General features: G+C 64.6%; 21 protein-coding genes. 10 read left to right on the top strand and 11 right to left on the bottom strand.

Features of this window, described 5'->3' with window-relative positions; translation table 11 throughout:
- Positions 1-136 precede the first annotated feature (136 nt).
- Positions 137-2,056 carry a calcineurin-like phosphoesterase family protein gene (locus L2D01_06685; protein WBQ11461.1) on the top strand — a complete coding sequence of 640 codons (1,920 nt, stop codon included), beginning with the start codon at positions 137-139 and terminating at the stop codon, positions 2,054-2,056.
- Positions 2,057-2,150: 94 nt separating this feature from the next.
- On the opposite strand, the gene L2D01_06690 is transcribed toward L2D01_06685, so the two are convergent.
- From L2D01_06690 to ald, 5 genes are all read right to left on the bottom strand, one after another.
- Positions 2,151-2,960, bottom strand: coding sequence for a pentapeptide repeat-containing protein (locus tag L2D01_06690; GenBank protein ID WBQ11462.1), 810 nt, complete (start codon positions 2,958-2,960; stop codon positions 2,151-2,153).
- Positions 2,944-3,684, bottom strand: a complete 741-nt coding sequence (locus L2D01_06695) for a hypothetical protein (GenBank protein ID WBQ11463.1) — start codon at positions 3,682-3,684, stop codon at positions 2,944-2,946. The genes L2D01_06690 and L2D01_06695 overlap by 17 nt, the downstream gene beginning before the upstream one ends.
- Positions 3,681-4,643: a nitronate monooxygenase family protein gene (locus tag L2D01_06700; protein WBQ11464.1), complete on the bottom strand. Its 963-nt coding sequence runs from the start codon at positions 4,641-4,643 to the stop codon at positions 3,681-3,683. Before L2D01_06700 ends, L2D01_06695 begins: the two co-directional genes overlap by 4 nt.
- 95 nt (positions 4,644-4,738) lie before the next feature.
- The gene (locus L2D01_06705) at positions 4,739-5,569 is read right to left on the bottom strand and encodes a sulfurtransferase (GenBank protein WBQ11465.1); all 831 of its coding nucleotides are present in this window, start codon (positions 5,567-5,569) and stop codon (positions 4,739-4,741) included.
- Positions 5,570-6,028: 459 nt separating this feature from the next.
- On the bottom strand, positions 6,029-7,147 hold the full coding sequence (ald, locus tag L2D01_06710) for an alanine dehydrogenase (GenBank protein WBQ11466.1): 1,119 nt from the start codon (positions 7,145-7,147) through the stop codon (positions 6,029-6,031).
- Positions 7,148-7,373: 226 nt separating this feature from the next.
- On the opposite strand from ald, the gene L2D01_06715 reads away from it, so the two are divergent.
- The 3 genes from L2D01_06715 (at position 7,374) to L2D01_06725 (ending at position 9,842) form a co-directional block, all read left to right on the top strand.
- Positions 7,374-7,835, top strand: coding sequence for an Lrp/AsnC family transcriptional regulator (locus L2D01_06715; protein ID WBQ11467.1), 462 nt, complete (start codon positions 7,374-7,376; stop codon positions 7,833-7,835).
- A 74-nt stretch (positions 7,836-7,909) separates the two neighbouring features.
- Positions 7,910-9,277: a 3-deoxy-7-phosphoheptulonate synthase class II gene (locus tag L2D01_06720; protein WBQ11468.1), complete on the top strand. Its 1,368-nt coding sequence runs from the start codon at positions 7,910-7,912 to the stop codon at positions 9,275-9,277.
- A gap of 73 nt (positions 9,278-9,350) precedes the next feature.
- Positions 9,351-9,842: a DUF2059 domain-containing protein gene (locus L2D01_06725; protein ID WBQ11469.1), complete on the top strand. Its 492-nt coding sequence runs from the start codon at positions 9,351-9,353 to the stop codon at positions 9,840-9,842.
- A 91-nt stretch (positions 9,843-9,933) separates the two neighbouring features.
- Here the strand turns inward: L2D01_06725 and L2D01_06730 are convergent, their stop codons facing one another.
- The 4 genes from L2D01_06730 to L2D01_06745 form a co-directional block, all read right to left on the bottom strand.
- Entirely contained in the window at positions 9,934-11,265 is a 1,332-nt protein-coding gene (locus L2D01_06730) for a hypothetical protein (protein WBQ11470.1), read from the bottom strand.
- Complete coding sequence (locus tag L2D01_06735) at positions 11,262-13,316, bottom strand: TonB-dependent receptor (GenBank protein WBQ11471.1); 2,055 nt, start codon at positions 13,314-13,316, stop codon at positions 11,262-11,264. The genes L2D01_06730 and L2D01_06735 overlap by 4 nt, the downstream gene beginning before the upstream one ends.
- 65 nt (positions 13,317-13,381) lie before the next feature.
- A complete protein-coding gene (locus tag L2D01_06740; protein WBQ11472.1) occupies positions 13,382-13,747 on the bottom strand; it encodes a hypothetical protein in 366 nt (121 codons plus the stop codon).
- Between the two features lie 196 nt (positions 13,748-13,943).
- Positions 13,944-14,210, bottom strand: a complete 267-nt coding sequence (locus tag L2D01_06745) for an HU family DNA-binding protein (protein ID WBQ11473.1) — start codon at positions 14,208-14,210, stop codon at positions 13,944-13,946.
- A 210-nt stretch (positions 14,211-14,420) separates the two neighbouring features.
- Here L2D01_06745 and L2D01_06750 point away from each other — a divergent pair, with 210 nt between their 5' ends.
- Positions 14,421-14,612 carry a hypothetical protein gene (locus L2D01_06750; GenBank protein WBQ11474.1) on the top strand — a complete coding sequence of 64 codons (192 nt, stop codon included), beginning with the start codon at positions 14,421-14,423 and terminating at the stop codon, positions 14,610-14,612.
- On the opposite strand, the gene L2D01_06755 is transcribed toward L2D01_06750, so the two are convergent.
- Both L2D01_06755 and L2D01_06760 read right to left on the bottom strand, forming a co-directional pair.
- On the bottom strand, positions 14,600-15,022 hold the full coding sequence (locus tag L2D01_06755; GenBank protein WBQ11475.1) for a PaaI family thioesterase: 423 nt from the start codon (positions 15,020-15,022) through the stop codon (positions 14,600-14,602). The genes L2D01_06750 and L2D01_06755 overlap by 13 nt on opposite strands.
- Before the next feature lie 13 nt (positions 15,023-15,035).
- Positions 15,036-16,037 carry an NADP-dependent oxidoreductase gene (locus L2D01_06760; GenBank protein WBQ11476.1) on the bottom strand — a complete coding sequence of 334 codons (1,002 nt, stop codon included), beginning with the start codon at positions 16,035-16,037 and terminating at the stop codon, positions 15,036-15,038.
- 127 nt (positions 16,038-16,164) lie between these two features.
- Between L2D01_06760 and L2D01_06765 the strand changes: the two genes are divergently transcribed.
- The 5 genes from L2D01_06765 to L2D01_06785 all read left to right on the top strand — a co-directional run bounded on the left by L2D01_06765 (position 16,165) and on the right by L2D01_06785 (position 20,542).
- Positions 16,165-17,109 (top strand): Gfo/Idh/MocA family oxidoreductase, encoded by a 945-nt coding sequence (locus L2D01_06765; GenBank protein WBQ11477.1) that lies wholly within the window; start codon positions 16,165-16,167, stop codon positions 17,107-17,109.
- Positions 17,110-17,212: 103 nt separating this feature from the next.
- Positions 17,213-17,428, top strand: a complete 216-nt coding sequence (locus L2D01_06770) for a hypothetical protein (GenBank protein WBQ11478.1) — start codon at positions 17,213-17,215, stop codon at positions 17,426-17,428.
- 40 nt (positions 17,429-17,468) lie between these two features.
- Complete coding sequence (locus tag L2D01_06775; GenBank protein ID WBQ11625.1) at positions 17,469-18,929, top strand: AMP nucleosidase; 1,461 nt, start codon at positions 17,469-17,471, stop codon at positions 18,927-18,929.
- Positions 18,930-19,019: 90 nt separating this feature from the next.
- Entirely contained in the window at positions 19,020-20,153 is a 1,134-nt protein-coding gene (locus L2D01_06780) for a mechanosensitive ion channel (GenBank protein ID WBQ11479.1), read from the top strand.
- Positions 20,154-20,221: 68 nt separating this feature from the next.
- Positions 20,222-20,542 (top strand): DUF6460 domain-containing protein, encoded by a 321-nt coding sequence (locus tag L2D01_06785; GenBank protein ID WBQ11480.1) that lies wholly within the window; start codon positions 20,222-20,224, stop codon positions 20,540-20,542.
- Positions 20,543-20,553 lie beyond the last annotated feature (11 nt).

Below are 20,553 nucleotides of genomic sequence, written 5' to 3' on the forward strand. Positions count from 1 at the left end.
CCGATTCGCGGTGAGCGGTCATCCTCGCCTATTCGCGCCGCCCGCGCCAAGGCGCGCTGCGGCCCGGCCCCCGCTTGTCACGCAGATGTCAATCTGCGCTGTTAGCCCAAAGACCACAGATCACGGGAGATTCACGATGCGTCTTGTTTGTGTCCTCGCCCTGGGCCTCGCCCTGCCGGGCGCCGCCTATGCCGACCGCTGGGAGGCGTCGCCGGAAATCATCAATCCGGGCGCGGGCGGGCAGACCATTCGCGGCGTGGTGTTCGAAGATTCGGACCGCGACGGGGTGCGCAGCCGGGGCGAGGCAGGCGTGCCGGGCGTTCTGGTCTCCAACGGGCGCGACTGGGTGCGCACCGATGAAAACGGCGCCTATGAGATCGCGGTGCGCGACGACATGGACCTGACCATCGTCCAGCCCAGCGGTTGGCGCACGCCCACCGATCACCGCTTCGTTCCGCAGTTCTTCTACATCCACAAGCCCGGCGGCACGGGATACGAGATGCGCTATGGCGGCCTGCCGGACACCGGCCCGGCGCCGGAGCAGGTCAATTTCCCGCTGGTCCGTGACGGCGCGGCGGGCGAGGCCTTCACCTGCGCCATCATCGGCGACAGCCAGACCTATTCCAACGAGCAGGTCAGCTGGTTTCGCGACTCCGTCGGCCATGACCTCTCCCAGGCCGGCCTGAATGAGGGCGATTGCGTGCTCTATGTGGGCGACGTGGTGGGCGATGATCTGGGCTTGCTGGACCGGCTGCTGGAGATCGGCGCCATGGCCGGTGCGCCGCAATACCTGACCATCGGCAACCACGATTATGATTTCGACGCGCGCTCCAACGCCGACAAGGGCGATAGCTGGCGCCGGATTGTCGGCCCGACCTATTACGCGTTCGAGCAGGGCGATGTGCTCTTCATGGTGCTCGACAATGTGGACTACCCTTGCCAGGAGGGGCGCAGCTGGTGCGGCGACCCCGAGCGTCCCGCCTATAACGGCATTGTGGACGACACCCAGATGATGTGGCTGGAGGGCCTGATTGCGGCGACGCCGGAAGACCGGCTGATCGTTCTGTCCCACCACATTCCGTTCGTCTCCTTCGTGGACGCCACCAGCGATCGCCACCAGACTGATAATGCCGGCGTGATCCATGCCTTGCTGGAGGGGCGCGAGGCGCTGTCTTTGTCGGGCCACACTCACACCACCGAAAACCACGCTCCAGGCCAGATTTTCGAAGGCTGGGCCGAGCAGACGGGTATCGGCCCGCTGCCCTTCCGCCACATCATCGCCGGTGCGGCTTCGGGCGCCTGGTTCCAGGGCGATTTCAATGTGGACGGCGTGCCGATGTCGCTGCAGCGCATGGGCGCGCCCATGGGCTATCTGCGCCTGGACTTTGAAGGCCCTGAGTATGTGGAGCGCTATATCGGCGCGCGCATTGACGCCGCCCGCGGCCAGTGGGTGGGCCTGAGCACGCCCGATTTCCGCGACTGGTTCGAGGCGATCTACGCCTGGTCCAACGAAAACTGGCGCGAGCGCGACCCCGTCCCGCCGCTGTCGATCAATGATCTGCCCGACACACGCATCCTGACGCCGCAGGACTTTGAAGGCGGCGTGTGGCTGACCGCCAATGTCTGGGCCGGCTCGGCCGAAACCCGCGTCAGCGCCCGCCTGCCGGACGGAAGCGTGCTGGAGCTCACACGCACCCAGGAGGGCGCTGGCGAAGCCTCGCGCATCGGCGCCGAATGGGCCGACCCCTTCGCTGCCCAGCGCCAGCTGTCCGTGGCGCGCATCGCCCTGCAAAGCCGCTCGGGCAATGAGCGCGCGCAGGGCGTGGAATTGTTCCAGGGCTCGCGCTTCGGCCCGGCCGCGCCCCAGCCCCAGCGCGCCATCGCCGACCGCAACATGCATTTGTGGCGCGCGGCCCTGCCTCAGCTGCCCGATGGCGTGCACCGCATCGAGGTGACCAGCACCGACCGCAACGGGCTGGTCTTCACCGACACCGTGACGGTGGAGGTGCGCGACGAGCGTCCGCCGCGCTACTGGCGCCGCGAGCTGTGGGAGTAGGGGCGGTCGCCTGACATGAAAAAGCCCCGGCGGGTGCGCCGGGGCTTTTTTTATTCGCGAGGGAAGAGGCGTTTAGCCCGCCCTGCTAATCGCGTCATTTAATATTGGGGACTAATCTCAATGTGTTTGTATCGAGCTTCCAGTCACACTTTGCATCATTTAATTCCAAATCGATCCATTCGTCGATCCTATCTATTATTCTCGCTCTCGAGACGCTCAGGTTTCTAAAAATCGGCTTCTTTAATAAAAAAGCAAACTCACCGAGCGTCAAAGCCATTGATCTTCCATTCGCAATCGTTGGTTTTGTATTAAATATCTTTACGTAGCGTTTTTTACTGGTGATCCTAGAATATGCGATTGGACTATAGTGCCGTGCGGAAAAAACTCGTTCAAATAATGCTGGATAAAATGCCAGACCCATGTCAATAAGCATTTCCGGTGAAAAATTGAGATGTGATTTGAGATAAATTATTGAATCAGGATCTTCATTGAAATCTGAACCATGTAAAGTAATTTCTATAAATTGAAACAAAATATCCCTATTGTCTTTATAATTTATCTTGTTATTCAATTTTGCGTTCGTGAAGTTGTAAATAAAATCATCTATGTCTAAATCGTCGTGTGTCGGCGGCCATGTAGCACCTCTAACGTAGGCGTCGTCAACCAAAAGCGTGTCAATATTAGCATTTGAAAGGTTGGCCTTTTCCAAATTGCAACCCGAGAAATTAAAGTTTGACAGATCAGAATCTAAGAAATTCACACCACCTAGATCGCACCCAATGAAGTCTCTTTCGGGACGCAGCCCGGATACTCTAACTAAATTATCAAACCGCTCCTCTTCCAGACCAATTATTTGGTCGATGCGCGAGAGGGAGGCTGCATCAATATCAAGCCCCTTTATCAATGCGCGCCTCCGAGATTGTAATTTCCGCTCCATTTCGTGCCAAAGCCTGTTTGATGAGCGCCTCAGATACCGCAATGATGCTCTTGTCGTTAATGGGCTTAGGGGTGGAGCCGGTAACTTTGTGGCATCCTATTATCGTAATATCTTTTACATCAAAAAATAGTGTTATTTCCAAGTCAACTAGGTCTCGGTCACACTTAATGTCGCAAATGTTGTCTACGCCCAAGTATCTACCCTCTAAGAATCCACCACGAGTTTCCTGTATGATCCATCGGCTTCCTGGAAGGGCTCTGACACGCTCAATAATTTTTCGATAGTTTTCTTCGGTTTGACGACGCGCTATGCGCTTGCTTCCGAAGTTGCTTGAAATTGAGGCAGGTAAGGGCTGCGCAGGAGCAGGAAGTGCAAGTGTGCCTTGAACAGAAAAGTCGCTTCCTTTTTGTAACGCGGCGGTATCCGTTGTTTCAACTTCGACAACCTGTTGTTTCTGGTCGTTCGCGTATCGAGAGCTGCTCACTATGGTGCCGCCAGCAGATATAATGCGTATATATGCCTTTTTGAGCGCTATTCGGAACACAGAACGCTCTGTAATTATCTGCGCTGGGCCAAACAGCAGCTCTACATTGAGTGGAATGAGGTCGTCCTGACCGCCTTGGCTTTCGGTAGCTGAGAGCTCCGCCAATTCCGGGACAGCGTTTTCGCTCAAGAAGTTGAGTTGCCTCATCCCATAATCCGCGCCTTTGCCGCCTCATATTCCGCCTGCAGCTGGCTCACATAGCCGCCGGCGCTCTGGATTTTCTTGACCGCGCCGATGCCCTGGCCCGAGCCCCAGATGTCTTTCCAGGCTTTGGCCGCGCTGCCGCCGCCCGAGCCGAAATTCATCGCGGACGGATCGCTTTCGGGCAGATTGTCGGGATCGAGCCCGGCCTGCTCGATGGAGCGGCGCAGGTAGTTGCCGTGCACGCCGGTGAACAGGCTGGTGTAGACGATGTCCTCGGCCGTGCCGTCCACAATGCCCTGCTTGTAGTCCTCGCCGCAGCGCGCTTCGTCCGTGGCGATGAAGGCCGAGCCGATATAGGCGTAGTCCGCGCCCATGGCCTGTGCGGCCAATACGCCCGCACCGGTGGAGATGGAGCCTGACAGCGCCACCGGGCCGTCGAAGAATTCCCGGATCTCGCTCATCAGGGCAAACGGCGACATCACACCGGCATGCCCGCCCGCGCCGGTGCACACCGGGATGAGGCCGTCAGCGCCCTTCTCCAGCGCCTTGTGGGCGAATTTGATGTTGATGATGTCGTGCATGGTCTTGCCGCCCCAGCTGTGGACGGCGTCATTGAGCTCCACGCGCGCGCCCAGCGAGGTGATCACGAGGGGGACCTTGTACTTGGCGCAGGTCATCAGATCGGCCTCCAGCCGGTCATTGGACCGGTGGACGATCTGGTTCACCGCGTAGGGCGCAGCCGGCTTGTCGGGATTGGCGCGGTTATAGCTGTCGAGTTCCGACGTGATCTCGTCCAGCCACTCATCCAGCTGGCTTTGCGGGCGGGCGTTCAGCGCGGGGAAGGAGCCCACCACGCCGGCCTTGCACTGGGCGATGACCAGCTTGGGGTTGGAGATGATGAAGAGCGGCGCCGCGATCACCGGCACGCTCAGCCGGCCCTTGAGAATATCCAGTCCAGCCATGCCGGCCTCCCCTTGCAACAACAGTGAACAGTGTTCGCCGCCAAGCTAGCGTGGTTTGAGAGGAGGGGAAGCCCCGTTTTGAAGCCGGGCGCCGCTCAGCCCGTTTCCACCGGCAGATCGCTGCGCGCGCCCCAGTCGGCCCAGCTGCCGTCATACAGGCGCACATCGCGGAAACCGCCGGTGATGAAGGCGGCGTAGAGGATTGCCGCCGTGACGCCCGAGCCGCACGTGGTGATGATGCGCCGCTCGCGGCTGACATCGGTCAGCACGCGTTTGAGCGCGTCTTCTTTCAGAAGCTTGCCGTCGGCGCCGATGACGCTCTGGAAGGGCAGGTTGACCGATCCGGGGATGCGGCCCGGGCGCAGGCCATGGCGCGGTTCCGGCTCGGTCCCGGCGAAGCGGCCGGGCGAGCGTGCATCCACGATCAGGGCGTCTTTGGCCTCCACATGATGGAGCACGTCAGCCCAAGAGACCGAATCATCGCGGATCAGGCGCGGCATGCGCTCGCGCGCCGGGGCGCGCGGCGGGATGAGGCCGGCCCCTATCGCGCCGCCCGCCTTGCGCCAGGCCTCCAGCCCGCCATCGAGAATGCGCACATCGCAGCCGAACCGGCGCAGCGTCCACCACACCCGCGCCGAGGCGGCATAGCCGTTCTGGTCATAGACGATGAAACGCCCGTCGCCATTCAGTCCGCTTCTGGCCAGCCAGCGCGCAAACACCGCCGAGCCCGGCGCCATGTGGGGCAGGGCGCTGGTGGGGTCGCACACCGCGTCGATGTCTAAGAAGACCGCATCGGGCAGGCGGCGCGCGGCGAAGGCTTGCGCCCCGGTCTGGTCCGCGCCCGGCATGAACCAGGTGGCGTCCACGAATATGGGCTCGCGTTCGGCCAGCGCCTGCACTGCGCTGATGGACACCGGCTCGATCATGCACCCCTCCTGAACACGCCAGCGGCGAGCCTAGCAGGCCCGCCGCGCGTCGCCAGAGATATGTTGCGGTGCGGGGGAGCGGCGCCGCAAGCGCGCAGGCCAAAATGCCCTTAAGCCATGGATGGCCGATTGTCGCGGCGGCTGGCGCGGGTCAAGGCTGGAACCACTCCGCGGCGCGCCCAAAGGGCGCGGCCTTGACGCACGCCAGACCGCCCGCGCGAGACTCGGCAAGGGGTCAAGGGCGGGACTGGCTCAAGGTGTTAGAAGCCAAAGAAATTTGATCTGAGCCTGCAGCCCGTTTTCCTCCCCCGCTTGCGGGGGAGGTGGATGACGCGAAGCGTCAGACGGAGGGGGGAGTGCAACGCTTCAAAAGCATTCGCCTGGACGCTCTGCCGCATCCCCCCTCCGTCAGCTACGCTGACACCTCCCCCGTAAACGGGGGAGGACAGAAGATTGCGCTTAAAGCACCGTCAGCCAGTCCGGCTTCACATACGGCACGCCCAGATCCTTCGCCACGGGCTCATAGGCGATCTCCCCGCCGGCGACGTTGAGGCCGCGGGCGAGGTGGATGTCGTCATTGAGCGCCTGTTTGGCGCCCTTGCCGGCCAGGGCCAGGGTGAAGGGCAGGGTGGCGTTGGTCAGCGCCAGGGTGGAGGTGCGCGCCACAGCGCCGGGCATGTTGGCGACGCAATAATGCACGATGCCGTCCACGATATAAGTGGGGTCCTGGTGGGTGGTGGCCTTGGAGGTCTCGAAACAGCCGCCCTGGTCGATGGCGATATCCACCAGTACCGCACCCTCTTTCATGGTCTTGAGCATCGCGCGGGTGATCAGGCNGGGSGCCGCGGCGCCCGGCACCAGCACGGCGCCGATCACCAGATCGGCTTCGGCGATTTCCTCGGCGACAGCGCCCTGGGTGGAGAAGCGGGTCTTCACCGCGCCGCGGAAGAACTGGTCGATCTCGGCGAGCTTCGGGATGGCGCGGTCCATCACCGTCACGTCGGCGCGCAGACCCAGCGCCATCTCGGCGGCATGGCTGCCGGAGACGCCGGCGCCCAGGATCACCACTTTGGCCGGGGTCACGCCCGGCACGCCGCCCAGCAATACGCCGCGCCCGCCATTGGATTTCTGAAGCGCGGCGGCGCCGACCTGGACACTCATGCGGCCTGCAACTTCGGACATCGGACGCAGCAGGGGCAGGCGCCCTTGCGCGTCGGTGACTGTTTCATAGGCGATGGCGATGCAGCCCGATTTGCGCAGGCCCTCGGCCTGTTTGGGATCGGGCGCCAGGTGCAGATAGGTGAATAGCACGTGGCCCGGGGTCAGCATGGCGGTTTCCGACGGCTGGGGCTCCTTGACCTTCACGATCAGCTCGCCCGCCTCGAACACGGATTTGGCGTCGGGGAGCATGGCGGCGCCCGCCGCCACATACTCGGCGTCAGTGAAGCCCGCGCCGAGCCCGGCGCCGGCCTGCACGAACACCTCATGGCCGTGGGCGGTCAGCTCGCGCGCGCCATTGGGCGTGAGGCCGACGCGGTATTCGTGAACCTTGATCTCGCTGGGTACGCCAATACGCATGAACCTGTCTCCCGCTGCGCGCGCGCCCGGTCGGAGGGGCTTGCGCTCTGGTGTGAAATTGCGTGCAAATTACCCCTCGCGCCCTACCTGCTGCAAGTGAAACCGTGTTGTTCGAAGAAGCTTGCGTTATTGGGCAAATTTGCGATCAATGCGCTTCATGAAGTGCGTCCGGCCTGCCCGGAGCGGCAGATGATTGCGGGGATAGACCGCTATGCGATGTGACGCGATGCGATTTGATGGCGTGGACTGGATTCTGCTCGAGACGCTCCAGCGCGAGGGGCGGATATCCAATGCGGACCTGGCCGAGCGGGCCGGGCTGTCGGCCTCGGCCTGTCACCGCCGGGTCAAGGCTTTGGAGACGGCCGGCGTCGTTGAGGGCTATGTGGCGATCCTGAACGCCGAGGCGGTGGGGCGCGGTCTGACCGTGATCGTGCTGGTGACGCTGGAAAACCAGAAGCGCGAGACGCTGGAGCGCTTTGAGCGCGCCGTGGCCGAAGTGGACGAGGTGATGGAGTGCTATCTCACCACCGGGGCGGAGGATTACCTCTTGCGACTGATGGTGCGCGATGCGCGCGATTATGAGCGCGTGCACCGTGAGCGCCTGTCGGGACTGCCCGGTGTGGCGCGCCTGATCTCCAACATCGCCATGCGCAAGGTGTTCGTGCGCACAGCGGTGAAGCTGGGCTAGGCGCACACCCGCCCTTGCCGCGCCGCAGCACGAACGCCATTCTATAGACTGAAACATACAAGGAAGACGCCGCCATGACCGCCTGGAGCCCGGACAGCTGGAGAGCCAAGCCCGCCAAGCAATTGCCGGGCTATCCCGATGCCGTGGCCCTCAAGCGTGTGGAAGCCGAGCTGACCCGGCGCCCGCCCCTGGTGTTCGCCGGCGAGGTCAAGCGCCTGAAGCGCCAGCTGGCCAATGTGGCCTCGGGTCAGTCCTTCCTGCTTCAGGGCGGCGATTGCGCCGAGAGCTTCAAGGAATTTTCCGCCGAGACGGTGCGCGACACCTTCCGCGTGCTGTTGCAGATGGCGGTGGTGATGACCTTCGCCAGCGCCAAGCCGGTGGTGAAGGTGGGGCGCATCGCCGGCCAGTTCGCCAAGCCGCGCTCGGCCGATACTGAAGTGATCGACGGGGTGGAGCTGCCCAGCTATCGCGGCGATTCCATCAATGACATGGCGTTCACGCCAGAAGGCCGGGTGCCGGACCCCGAGCGCCTCCTGCGCGCCTATGACCAGTCGGCGGCGACGCTGAACCTGCTGCGCGCGCTGGCGTCGGGCGGCTATGCTGACCTGCACAATGTGCACCAGTGGACGCTGGATTTCCTGGACGGCAGCCCGGCGGGCGAGCGCTATGCCGCCTATGCCCAGCGCATCACCGAGGCGCTGGCCTTCATGCGCGCCTGCGGCGTGACGCCGGATGCCGCGCCGTCTCTGGAGGGCGTGGATTTCTTCACCAGCCACGAAGGCCTGCATCTGCCGTTTGAAGAGGCGCTGACCCGGATGGAGCACACCACCGGGCGCTGGTACGCCACTTCGGCCCACATGATGTGGATCGGCGACCGCACCCGCCAGCCCGACGGCGCCCATGTGGAATACATGCGCGGGATCGAGAACCCGGTGGGCCTCAAATGCGGCCCCAGCCTGGACCCGGACGAGCTGATCCGCCTGATCGATATCCTCAATCCGCGCGATGAGGCCGGGCGGCTGGTGCTCTATGTGCGCATGGGATCGGACAAGGTAGGCGAGGGCCTGCCGCCGCTGGTGCGCAAGGTGCGCGCCGAAGGGCGCAATGTGGTCTGGGCCTGCGATCCCATGCACGGCAACACGATCAAGGCCGCCAATGGTTACAAGACGCGCCCCTTCGAGCGGGTGCTGGGCGAGCTCAGAAGCTTCATCGAGATCGTCCACGCCGAGGGCGCCGAGCCGGGCGGGGTGCATTTTGAAATGACCGGCCAGGACGTGACCGAATGCGTCGGCGGGGCTGGGCATCTGTCAGAAGCGGACCTGTCGAGCCGCTACCACACCCATTGCGATCCGCGCCTCAATGCCGACCAGGCGCTGGAAATGGCCTTCCAGATCGCCGAGGCGCTCAAACCCGCCCAGAAGCTCAGCCGCGCGGCGGAGTAGGTCGGTTTCGGCTTTCCTGTTCGCCTTTCAATATTTATGATTGCGTTTAGTCATGCTGTTGAGGGGAATTTCCATGCTGAAACGGGTGAGAATCGCTTTCGCGGGCGTCCTGATGCTGGCGCCCGGCGCGCTCTCGCACACTTCGTCCGCGCAGGAGCCGGCCTCCCATCTCCAACAGGCGCGCGAGGTGGTCGAACTGATGGGCGCCGAACAGCTCTACAGCGACATGATCACGGTGACGATCCCCTTGCTTGAGCCCAGCTTCCGGCAAAGCTGGCCAGGCGCCAGCGATAAGACAATCCAGCAGGCGATGGATTTGCTGGGGTCTGCATTGATCGCGTCGGCGCCCGAGTTCATCGACGAAACGGCAGCGCTTTACATGCGCAGCTTCACCCAGGCCGAGCTGGAGGCGCTGGCCGATTTCCTTCGCTCCCCTGCCGGCGCCCGCTTCATCGCGCTACAGTCGCAGATCATGCAGGAAGGTCAGGCGATCGGGGCGCGTATCGGCGACCGCATCTCGATTGAGCTGCTGCCGCAACTGCAGGCGATCATTGAGAGCGATTGAGCCGCCTTCTCACGTTGGAGTGCGTGTCCAAGCCGGCGCCGCATAGCCCAAACAAAAAACGCCGCCGGATCGCTCCGGCGGCGTTTTCATGTCAGGGCGTGTCCTTGGCGCGCCGCCTGCGACGGCGTTGGAGGCTGAGTCCGGTCAGGGCCAGCACCATGATGGCGGCTGCGGTGAACATCATGAGGGAGTCGCGCAGATTGCGCCCGAGCGGGTTGGCAAAATGCCATTTGTGCAGGTGGTCGAAGCTCCATCGCTCCACCTGCCCCACCAGACCGACAGGCTGGCCCGCGATCAGGGCGTCCACCGGATCAACAAAGACCGGGCCATGCTCCAGCTCCACACGCCAGACCGGCAGGCGCTTGTTGGCAAAGCCGTAATCAGCGTCGAACCGGGCCTGAAGCCTGGTCTCGGCCAGGGGGCCGGCGCCGGCCAGCGCCCGGGCGCGACCGGCGTCATCGGTCTCCAGCGCCTCGCCTTCCGCGCTCCAGTAGCGCGCGTCCATGCCGCTGGCCCCGCGCCAGACCGGTCCGTGTTCGTCCGCGCTGGCGGCCAGGTGGGTGAAGCGGCCCACAGGAATCGCGCCCAGCCTCTCGGTGCTGAACACGATGGCCTGAGGGGCCGGGCCTGTGAACAGGGATGATCCGGTCCAGGCGTGCAACAGGCCCGAAGCCGGGAAGGCAAGGGCAGGCAGGGCAAGCGCGGCGCCTGCCCAGCGGTGCCAGCGGCGCATCTTGCGCCCCCGGGCGGCTGACAGCATGGACAGGCCCGCAATCACCGTCGCCATGAAGGCCAGGGTCAGGATGCTCAGCACGACCAGTCGCACTGGCTCGACAGCCTTGAGTGGCGCGAGGGTGTGCAGCGTCTGGAATGCGCGCAGCATCCAGCGCCGCGGCGTGTTGGACACAGCCGCCAACCGGTCCGACCCGGTATCGACGTAGATGGTCAGCCGGTCGGAGGTATCAAACACCACTTCGGTCACAGGCAGGAGCCGGTTCACGGGCGGATAGTCCATCGAGAAGCGGGTGATCTGGCTCACCGAGAACACCGGCGTCTCCGGCAGGCTGGCGTAATGGCGCGCCAGCGCGATGGCGTGCGCCTCCATCGCCGCATGGGCGTCCTGCCTTGATCGGGTCTCCAGAGCCATGCGCGCCCCGCCCTCGCCGGGCAACACATTCCAGTAAGCGCCCAGGGGTGAGGGCGCCAGACGCAGCTGGTGGACCTCCCCCTCTGGCGCCGGGACGGCGGCAGGGGCGAGCGCCCCTGCCGTTTCCACGATCAGCGCCGGTGGCGCCTGAAGAGCGGGGCGTGGCGCTGTCCAGCTCATCACGGGGTGCAGAATGCCCGATGCGCCCCAGATCACCGCCACCGCAGCGGCGAGCACCGGACCGGTCCGGTGCCAGGCGCGCAGCCGGGCGATCATTGACCACCCCCGAAGGCCAGTGTGATCCCGGCATAGAGTGCTCGTGTCTCTCCCGGGGTGAAGCGCGCGGGCGCCGCCGTGGCGGCATTCGCCACGGTTGAAATCGCCGCGACGTAGCGCCGGTCGGTCAGATTGCGCCCTTCCAGATAGAGCCCGACCCGGTCATTGATGTCATAACGCGCTGACAGTCCGATCAGGGTTTGGCCCGGCAGGCGCTCGGAATTGGCGTAATCTGTGAAGCCGTCCCCGCTTTGCCACGTCACGCTGGGCGCGATTTCGACCGGTCCCACATCATAGCGCAGCTCCGCCACCATCCGATGGCGGCCAAGCCCGGGCAGGCGGTTGTCGCCATAAATCGGGTCGCCCTCAAATCGGAAATCACCCCATGTATAAGCCAAGCGCGTGCGCCACACGCCCAGATCGCCTTCATGGAGCAACGCTTCGGCGCCCAGCTCGAAGCCATGACGCAGCGTGTCGTCGGCATTGAAAATCGCGGCGGGAATGTCCGGCGTCACCGTGAAGGCGGTGAACTCATGCTCCATCTCGATGCGGTAGAGCGCCGCTTCAAACCGGTAGCGGGCATAGAATCCGCGCAAGCCAATCTCATAGCTCACCCCCTCCATGGCGCGTATCGGCGTGAAGCCGGCTACGCCGCCTTGCGTCACGTCAGAGAAGGTGGGCGGTTCGAAAATCTGACTGATATTTGCAAAGCCTGTGAGCGCGTCGCTCACGCGGTAAAGCGCTCCGAAACGGGCCGACAGGTTGGAGAATCTGGCATCACCGCCTGCTGATGGCATGCGGAAATTGTCCACCTCGCGCCGGGTGGAGGTGTTGATCAGGCCCGCCAGCACATCAAGCCGGTCAGTCACGCCAACGCGCACATCCACGAAGGCCTTGGCGCCTTCGGCAGTTTGCAAGCTGTCGCCAATCTGGAAGCCGGGACTGCCCCCTGCATTGACGAATACCCGCGCATCGGTTTCGCTGCGGCGCAGATCGCCGCCAAGGGTCAATGTCACCGGGCGGCCCGAGACTTGGCCCTCGTGGCTCCACCTGGCAAAGAGGCGGTCATCGCTCAGGTCCTGAGCGATGATGACCGGCACCGGATGCCAGAGCGACCGGCGTGTGACGCTGACGCCCGCAGACGCCGTGCCCGCGCCCGTATTCACATGGGTGACCATCCACCCCCGCCAGCCGTTGATATCACGACCGAACCGCCGAGCCACCGCATCGGCATTGCCTTGGCGCGGATCCTGGCGAAGCTGGTTCAGGGTCAGGTTCCCCGGAATGTCCTGGTTGATGTCGCTGGCCAGAATGCCGAAGCGGGTCTCCACGGCATCATTCCAGCGCCAGCCTAGATCGGTATAGAGACGGCCATTGGACTGGGCGCCATTGGGGCGGAAGCCGTCCTGACGCTGCCAGGTGGCCGCCAGGGCGTAGTCAAGCGCACCGCTTCTCCTGCCCGTACGGGCGTGAGCACGAGAGGTTCCGAACGAGCCGCCTTCGAGGCGAAGGGCGGAACGGCCGTCCAGTGATGCGGCGCTGAGCCCGGCGATCTCTATGGACCCGCCCAGCATGGACGAGCCGCTCCGGAACCCGTTGGCGCCCCGGTTCACAGCCATGTGGGACATGAAGAGAGGGTCGATCTCCTGATAATCACCAAAGCCGTCGGCGTTGTTCATGGGCACGCCGTTGAAGATCAGCTCCACCCCGCGCAAATGCGTGTTGTTGGCCAGGCCTGAACCGCGGACGGATAGGCGACCGTCCTCGCCAAAGCGCGGCTGCGCGATGACGCCGGCGGTGAAGGCGAGAGTGTCGGCAAAGCCTATGGCGTAGCGCGTCTCAAAGCTTTCGGCGTCGACCACGGCGATATTGCCCGGCTGACGGGCCGCCTGGGCGGCTGCGGCTTCGGCCGGCGCGTTCACCCGGTATCCGGTGATGACCACACGGTCGGTGACGGACGCTTCGCCGGTGTCCGATCCGGCGAAGGCGGCGGCGTTAACGCCGGACACAAAGGCAGCGCCTGCAGCGCCGCATACAAGCAGAGTTTTCATGGGGGCATCCCGCAAACAGGTGTGAAACAGGGGCCGTCGCCCCGTTGCGCACACCGGCTCGGGGATCAGGCGAAGGCTCTGGGGTGTTTCAAACCGGCGGGCGGGCCGCGCGGGCCGGGCGGACCGGACGCCGGCCCGATAAGAACGGTTTTCGCCACGGCGCTGACGCGCGCCACAGTGCGGTCTACCAGCTCAGGCGCGGGCTGGACGTCGCTTAGAATGGCGGCGGAGGTGGAGCAGAAGCTGCACGGCGCTTCGCCGGCCATGGACGATGGATCACCCGATTCAATGATCTCGCCGTGCGCGTCCACCTGGATATTGACCGGACCCTGACCGGTGCAGATCACCAGAGTAAAGCCGTCTGCGCTGGCCTGGGGCATCCAGCCCGATGGCCACAGCCCGCCTGTCAGCGCGCCCACGAGGGCAAGCATGGTGAGGATTCTGCGAAGGGGCGCGAGCCAGATCATAAACCTGCTTAGTCTGGATCAGCGGGTCTGTGCAAGGCATTCGGGACGGGCCGGGGCTGCGCTGATCGCCGCATACAAAAACGCCGCCGGAACGTTCCGGCGGCGTTTTCATGTCTGGTTGGCGGGGCCGGTGCGCAAGCGCGTCCGGCCCTGAGCCGTCCTAGAGGTCCTTCAGGGCCGAAGCCGGACGGAAGGCCAGCGAGGTCTTGGCTTTCGCCTTGATTTTCTCGCCCGTACGCGGGTTGCGCACTTCGCGCGCTTCGCGGTGCTTGGCGTGGAAGGTTCCAAAGCCGGCCAGCTGGACCGTGTCTTTGCCCTTGGCGGCGCCGACCACGGCGTCGATGAAGGCGTCGATGGCGTCACCGGCCTGAGCGCGGGTGATACCGGCCTTGTCGGAGACAGCTTTGGCGAGTTCGGACTTGTTCATTGAGGGATCCCCCCTTTGGTTTTGGGTTCGCCAGAGCGGGGATCGCTTGGCGCACCAGTGCTGAACGCGAGGCATCAAGCGCGATTCTGACCGGTCTTTGCAAGGCAATACGGGCGATTTTGCTGATATAATTGGCCCGCACGTGCAGCAATTCATCCGTATGGTAAACAAAACCTCGACTTACGGCCCGCTCCTTGCCTGTAGGGAAACATGAAGCACACACATGTCTCATGGCTGAACAGGCTCGGCGCGGCGGGATTCGCGGTGGCGGCGGCGTGCCTGGCCTATGCCGGCTTCGTCCACATGTTCGAAAATCCGCTGCTGGCGGCCCTGGTGGCGGCGTGCGTGGGCGGGTTCGCGCTCGGGCGCCTGATGCGCCACGGTCCGCTTCAGCGCGGATAGAGGATCATCTGGGTGCAGCGGAACAGGGCGATGGTCCGGCCATCCTCTTCACGCCACGCGCGCGCATCCCAGACTTGGGTCGTGCGCCCGCCATGCACCATCTCCGCCTCGCCCAGCACCACGCCGTCGCGCGCCGTGCCCAGGAAGTTGGATTTCAGCTCCACTGAAGTGAAGCCGCTGGCGCCGTCCGGCAGGCTGGCCATCACGCCATAACCCGCCAGCGTGTCGGTGAGCGCGATGACGCTGGCCGCATGCAGAAAGCCATTGGGCGCCAGCATGGCCTCGCGCACGGGCAGGCGCCCGGCGGCGCGCCCCGCCCCGGCAGCGGTCACCTCAATCCCGATCAGCTCAGGCAGCTTGCCTGCGCCAATGCGATTGAGGTCGTCCGCTGAAACCCCGCCGCCGCTCATGACGCAGGCCTGATCAAAGCTTGACCAGCATCTTGCCGGTATTGGCGCCGGTAAAGAGCCCCATGAAGGCCTCGGGCGCGCGCTCAATGCCGTGATAGACCGTGTCGCGCATCGTCACCTGGCCCGCCATCATCCATTTGGACAGATCGGCGATGAATTCGCGCTGCAGGTCGAAATGGTCGGTGACGATGAAGCCGCGAATGGTCAGCTTCTTGCCCACGATCTGGGTGAGGTTGGACGGGCCGGGCATGGGCGTATCGTCATTATAGCGCGCGATCATCCCGCACGCCGCGATGCGTCCGAACGGTTTGATCACGTCCAGCGCGGCCTGAAGATGGTCGCCGCCGACATTTTCGAAGTAGGCGTCCACCCCGCCCAGCGGCTTGGCGGCCTCGCGCACCGCGCCGGCCAGATCGCTCACGGCCTTGTAGTCCACCACCGCGTCGGCGCCGATCTCCTTGCAGAACGTTGTCTTGTCCGCCCCGCCGGCCGTGGCGACGACGTTCGCGCCCATGGCCTTGGCGAACTGCACCCCGGCCGAGCCGACGGCCCCGGCCGCCGCGCTCATCCACAGCGTTTCGCCCGCTTTGAGATCAATCATCCGCTTGAGGCCGGCATAGGCGGTGAGGCCGGTCATGCCGGCCAGACCCAGATAGGCCTGGGCGGGCAGGAGATTGGCGTCAATCTTCATCAGCCCGGCGGCGGGGGCGGTGTACGCCTCGCGCCAGCCATGCATGCTTAAGACCCAGTCGCCCGGCGCGAAGCCGTCTGCGTTGGATTGCGTCACCTGGCCCACCGCGCCGCCATCCATGGCCTGACCCGGCGCGAACGGATCGACATAGGTTTTCACCCCGATCATGCGCCCGCGCATATAGGGGTCGACCGAGATGAAGGCGTTGCGAACCTGAACCTCGCCGGGGCCAGGGGGCGGGACGTCAGTCTCGACCAGCTCGAAATACTCAGGCTTCACCGGGCCGGTGAAGTGACGGACGAGGCGGATTTCACGGGATTTCATTTATGGGGTGCTTTCTTGCGGCGGGTCTGGAACTCAGGATTAAACAGTTGCCGCTTGCGGACAAGGGCGCGACACGCCGCACGGCAAGCCTGTTGCAGGCGCGCCCGCGCTGGGTTACCTGCGCGCCATGACAGATCACACAAAACTGCTTCGGGCTGGCGTCGTGGGAGCGGGCGTGTTCGGCGGATACCACGCCTCCAAGTATGCGGCGGCGGCCAGCGTCGATTTCGTCGGCGTCTACGACCCGGTGAGCGACCGGGCCCGCGCTCTGTGCGCGGCGCACGGCGTGGAGGCCTATGAGAGCCTGGGCAGCCTTATCGAGGCGTGCGACGTGATCACCGTCGCCAGCCCGGCTGTGTTCCATCACGACTCGGTGCGCCGCGCGCTGATGGCGGGCCGGGCGGTGCTGGTGGAAAAGCCGCTGGCCGCGACAGTGGACGAGGCGCGCGAGCTGGCCGAGTTGGCGGCGGCGCATAATCTGGTGCTGCGCGTCGGCCATCAGGAGCGCTTTGTGTTCCACGCCATGGGCCTGTTCGGCGATCTGCCGCGCGCACGCACCCTCTCGGCGCGGCGCATGGGCGTGCCTAGCGCGCGCAATCTCGATGTGTCGGTGACGCTGGATCTGATGATCCACGATATCGATCTGGTGCTGGCGCTGGCCGGCGCAGCGCCTGACCGGGTCGAGGCGCAAATGGTCGAGGGCCGCGCAGGCCTCGCCGACCATGTGCGCTGCACGCTGGAATTTGCCTCAGGGCTGACCGCCGAGCTGGAATCCAGCCGGGTCGCCGAGGCGCGCGACCGGGTGATGGAGATCGGCTACGCCGATGATCGCTCGGTGCAGGTGGATTTCATCGCCAAGACGTTTGAAGCCTCCACGGGCCTGGCGCTCAATCCCGACTTCGCTGACGACCCGTCCGCCCGCGACAGCTTGGGCGCCAATGTGGGCGCGTTTCTGGACGCCGTGCGCGGCGCCAGCACCGGATATCCGGCTGCGGATGGCGAGGACGGGCGCGTCGCGCTTGAGACCGCGCTGCGCATCGATGCGGCGGCGGGCGCGCGCAGCCGTCTCTAGCGCACTGCCGTCGCGCACAGCTTTAGCGCAGGGGGACTTGGTTCCCCCGGGCGAAGCGGCTAGGAGTGACGCCAACGCCAGTCTGATCTGAAGGGAGCGCCCCATGGCCGCAGATCCTCACCGCATCACCTATCTCGCCAAGACCTTCTCCGCTGCCGCGCTGGAATTCCATCGCGGGCACATGGCCGAAAAAGGCTACCGGATGGAGGGGCGGATCGCACCGACCGTGTTCGAGATCATCGACGAGGACGGCAAGACCAAGCCGGCTTTTGACGGCGAGCCGCTGTTCGCGGTGACCTTCGTCAAGCGCGAGGACTAGGGCCTTGTCGCTCGTGCGCGCCGTGGCGCCGGACGCGGTTCTGGCGACGTTCAAGGAAGCCGATGACGCCGATGCGGCGGTCGACCGCCTGAATGCGCTGTACGAAGCATCCGTGGCCAATCTGCGCGCCGCGCTCAAGGCCTTCCTGTCGGACGGTAGCCCGCCTTCGCCCGCCAGCCGGGCCGGGGGCGCGTTCGCCTATCCCGAACTGCGCATCACCTACCAGCCCGAAGGACCGGTGCCGCCGGTCAGCCGGGCGTTCGGCAAGTTTTCCGAAGCGGGCGTCTACGCCAACACGGTCACCCACCCGGCCATGTTCCGGCGATATCTGACCGAGCAGATACAGATCCTCGCCGATGAATACCCGGTGGTGATCGAGACCGGGCTGTCGACTCAGGAAATCCCGTTCTCCTATGTACTGGATGGCAGCGAGCTGGATCTGGACGAGGTCAGCCCCGCCGAGCTGGTGCGCCATTTCCCCTATGCGGATCTGGCCACCATCGACGACGCCCTGCCCAATGGCGAGCGGCCCTCAAAGCCCGGGCGTCCGCGCCCGCTGTCGCTGTTTGATGCGGCCCGTACAGATTACTCGCTGTCGCGCCTGCGCCACTATACCGGCACGCCGTTTGGCGATGTTCAGGACTTCATCCTGTTCACGAACTATCACCGCTATGTGGACGCCTTCGTGGAATGGGCGGTGCGCCAGCTCAAGGAAGACAATGACTACACGGCTCTCTCGGCGGCGGGCCTGGTGCGCGTGGACGCCGACACGCCCGACGCGCTGGGCGAGGTGATGAGCGCGCACTGGCAGCGCTTCCAGATGCCGGCCTATCATCTGATGGCGCCGAACGGGCGCGGCATCACCCTGGTCAATATCGGCGTCGGTCCGTCCAACGCCAAGAACATCACCGATCATCTGGCCGTGCTGCGCCCCGAATGCTGGCTGATGGTCGGCCATTGCGGGGGCCTGCGCCATTCCCAGCGCCTGGGCGATTACGTGCTGGCCCACGCCTACTTGCGCTATGACAGCGTGCTGGACCGCGACCTGCCGGTGGAGATTCCCATCCCGCCCATCGCCGAGATTCAGGTCGCCCTGCACAAGGCGGTGGAGACGGTGAGCGGCGACAAGGGCGAGGCGCTCAAGCGCCGCCTGCGCACCGGCACGGTGGTGACCTATGCCGACCGGAACTGGGAGCTGCGCTATTATCAGGAAGCGCGGCGCATCAACCAGTCGCGCTCCATCGCTGTGGACATGGAAAGCGCCACCATCGCCGCCAACGGCTTCCGCCTTCGCGTGCCCTACGGGACGCTGCTGTGCGTGTCGGACAAACCGCTGCATGGCGAGCTGAAACTGCCCGGCGCCGCCAACCGGTTCTACCAGCGCTCGGTCTCTGAACACCTGGCCGCCGGCATCGAAGCCATCGAGATTCTCAAGCGCGAGGGCTCCGCCGCGCTGCACTCGCGCAAGCTGAGAAGCTTCGACGAGCCGCCTTTCCGGTAAATCACGAAACTTCGCGCTTCGCATTGCCGGCGCGGCCTGCTAAAGGCGGCGCCGCAATATTTAAGCACACGGGCTTACAAGGGGAGACACATGGACACTGCCGCGATGAATGCAGAGGTGACGCAACTTCTGGACTGGCTTGCCGTGACAGGCATGCAGGCGCTGACCAGCGTGCTGATGGCCGCCGCAATTCTGGTCATCGGACTTTATGCGGCCGGCTTCATTTCAAAGCGCGTGCGCGCCTGGGGTATCGCCCATCCACGCATCGACAGCACGCTGGCGGTGTTTTTCTCGTCCATTGTGAAATACGTGATCATGGCGGTGGTCATCATCGCTGTGCTCACCCGGTTCGGGGTGGAGACCACATCGCTGGTGGCGGCGCTGGGCGCCATGACGCTGGCGATCGGCCTGGCCCTGCAGGGCACCTTGGCCAACGTGGCGGCCGGTGTGATGATCGTATTCTTCCGCCCTTACAGGGTCGGTGATTTCGTCGATATCTCCGGCACGGCAGGGACGGTGAAGGATATCAACCTGTTCCTCACCGAGCTCAGCACGCCGGACAATAAGCAGATCATCGTTCCCAATGGCCAGGCCTGGGGCAATATCATCATCAATTTTTCCAGCTATCCCACGCGGCGCGTCGATTTCACCTTCTCGGTCGATTACGACACGGATCTTGAGTTGGCCCGCGAGGTGATCCGCCAGGTGCTGGAGGCGGACGCGCGCATCCACACGGATCCGGCGGTGTTTGTGGAGCTGGGCAATTTCGCCGATTCCTCCATCGACTTCTTCGCGCGGGCCTGGGTGAATGCGGGCGACTACTGGGATGTCCACTTCGACGCCAACCGGCGCATCAAACTGGCCTTCGACGCGGCGGGCATCTCAATTCCTTTCCCTCATCAGGTCACGTTAGACAAAGCTGATATCGCACCCGCCAAGCCATCAACAGCTCACAGCAAGGCGGTAGTCGCGACCGCCGCCCGGGCGGTCAGCGCCGCCGCCGCCCTGACACAGGCAGTGGTGGAAGAGGCGGTTCCCGCGCCCGTGCCGGCGCCCGAGCCGGCTGCCGCCAAAACCGCCCGCAAGCCGCGCGCGGCGGCCGCCGCCAAGACCGGCGCTACGGCCAAAAACGCCGCTGACAAAGGTAAATCGACAGGCGCTCCCGCCGCCGGGCGCAAGCCTTCGGGCCCCAAACAGCCGCGCAAACCGCGCTCGGAAACCTGAGGCGCGCCGCGATTGCGCCGCATTCGGCTGGCATCGGTGACGCCAGCTCAATTCAAGGAGAGCGACGCATGAACCAGACCCCGGACGCCGCCCCGCCGCCGCGCCGATCGCGCAGCTTCTGGCAGCGCCTTGCCGCCGTGAAACCCAGCGACATCGTCCTGCTGGTCGTGCTGTGCGTGGTGGTGGGTCTGATCCTGGCCGCCTTCAATGTCGATCCGGCCGAGCTGTGGGTCGATTTCTTCGGCGCCGTGGGCCGGGCCTGGTCGACCTTCTTTGACTCCATCGGGTCCACGCTGGGCTGGGCCTTGCGCTATCTGGCGCTGGGCGCCGTGATCGTGGTGCCGATCTGGATCGTGTGGCGGATCATCACCGCCGCATCGCGGCGCTAGCGGTTCTTTCC

The organism is Hyphomonadaceae bacterium ML37, from assembly GCA_027627685.1.
In the GTDB taxonomy this organism is placed as follows: domain Bacteria; phylum Pseudomonadota; class Alphaproteobacteria; order Caulobacterales; family Maricaulaceae; genus Oceanicaulis.

Excerpts from the sequence above, each read along its gene's own strand:
- L2D01_06685 (WBQ11461.1), top strand. The coding sequence starts at position 137 with ATGCGTCTTGTTTGTGTCCTCGCCCTGGGCCTCGCCCTGCCGGGCGCC.
- L2D01_06695 (WBQ11463.1), bottom strand. The coding sequence starts at position 3,684 with ATGAGGCAACTCAACTTCTTGAGCGAAAACGCTGTCCCGGAATTGGCG.
- L2D01_06700 (WBQ11464.1), bottom strand. The coding sequence starts at position 4,643 with ATGGCTGGACTGGATATTCTCAAGGGCCGGCTGAGCGTGCCGGTGATC.
- L2D01_06705 (WBQ11465.1), bottom strand. The coding sequence starts at position 5,569 with ATGATCGAGCCGGTGTCCATCAGCGCAGTGCAGGCGCTGGCCGAACGC.
- L2D01_06715 (WBQ11467.1), top strand. The coding sequence starts at position 7,374 with ATGCGATTTGATGGCGTGGACTGGATTCTGCTCGAGACGCTCCAGCGC.
- L2D01_06720 (WBQ11468.1), top strand. The coding sequence starts at position 7,910 with ATGACCGCCTGGAGCCCGGACAGCTGGAGAGCCAAGCCCGCCAAGCAA.
- L2D01_06725 (WBQ11469.1), top strand. The coding sequence starts at position 9,351 with ATGCTGAAACGGGTGAGAATCGCTTTCGCGGGCGTCCTGATGCTGGCG.
- L2D01_06730 (WBQ11470.1), bottom strand. The coding sequence starts at position 11,265 with ATGATCGCCCGGCTGCGCGCCTGGCACCGGACCGGTCCGGTGCTCGCC.
- L2D01_06735 (WBQ11471.1), bottom strand. The coding sequence starts at position 13,316 with ATGAAAACTCTGCTTGTATGCGGCGCTGCAGGCGCTGCCTTTGTGTCC.
- L2D01_06740 (WBQ11472.1), bottom strand. The coding sequence starts at position 13,747 with ATGCTTGCCCTCGTGGGCGCGCTGACAGGCGGGCTGTGGCCATCGGGC.
- L2D01_06745 (WBQ11473.1), bottom strand. The coding sequence starts at position 14,210 with ATGAACAAGTCCGAACTCGCCAAAGCTGTCTCCGACAAGGCCGGTATC.
- L2D01_06750 (WBQ11474.1), top strand. The coding sequence starts at position 14,421 with ATGAAGCACACACATGTCTCATGGCTGAACAGGCTCGGCGCGGCGGGA.
- L2D01_06755 (WBQ11475.1), bottom strand. The coding sequence starts at position 15,022 with ATGAGCGGCGGCGGGGTTTCAGCGGACGACCTCAATCGCATTGGCGCA.
- L2D01_06760 (WBQ11476.1), bottom strand. The coding sequence starts at position 16,037 with ATGAAATCCCGTGAAATCCGCCTCGTCCGTCACTTCACCGGCCCGGTG.
- L2D01_06765 (WBQ11477.1), top strand. The coding sequence starts at position 16,165 with ATGACAGATCACACAAAACTGCTTCGGGCTGGCGTCGTGGGAGCGGGC.
- L2D01_06770 (WBQ11478.1), top strand. The coding sequence starts at position 17,213 with ATGGCCGCAGATCCTCACCGCATCACCTATCTCGCCAAGACCTTCTCC.
- L2D01_06780 (WBQ11479.1), top strand. The coding sequence starts at position 19,020 with ATGGACACTGCCGCGATGAATGCAGAGGTGACGCAACTTCTGGACTGG.
- L2D01_06785 (WBQ11480.1), top strand. The coding sequence starts at position 20,222 with ATGAACCAGACCCCGGACGCCGCCCCGCCGCCGCGCCGATCGCGCAGC.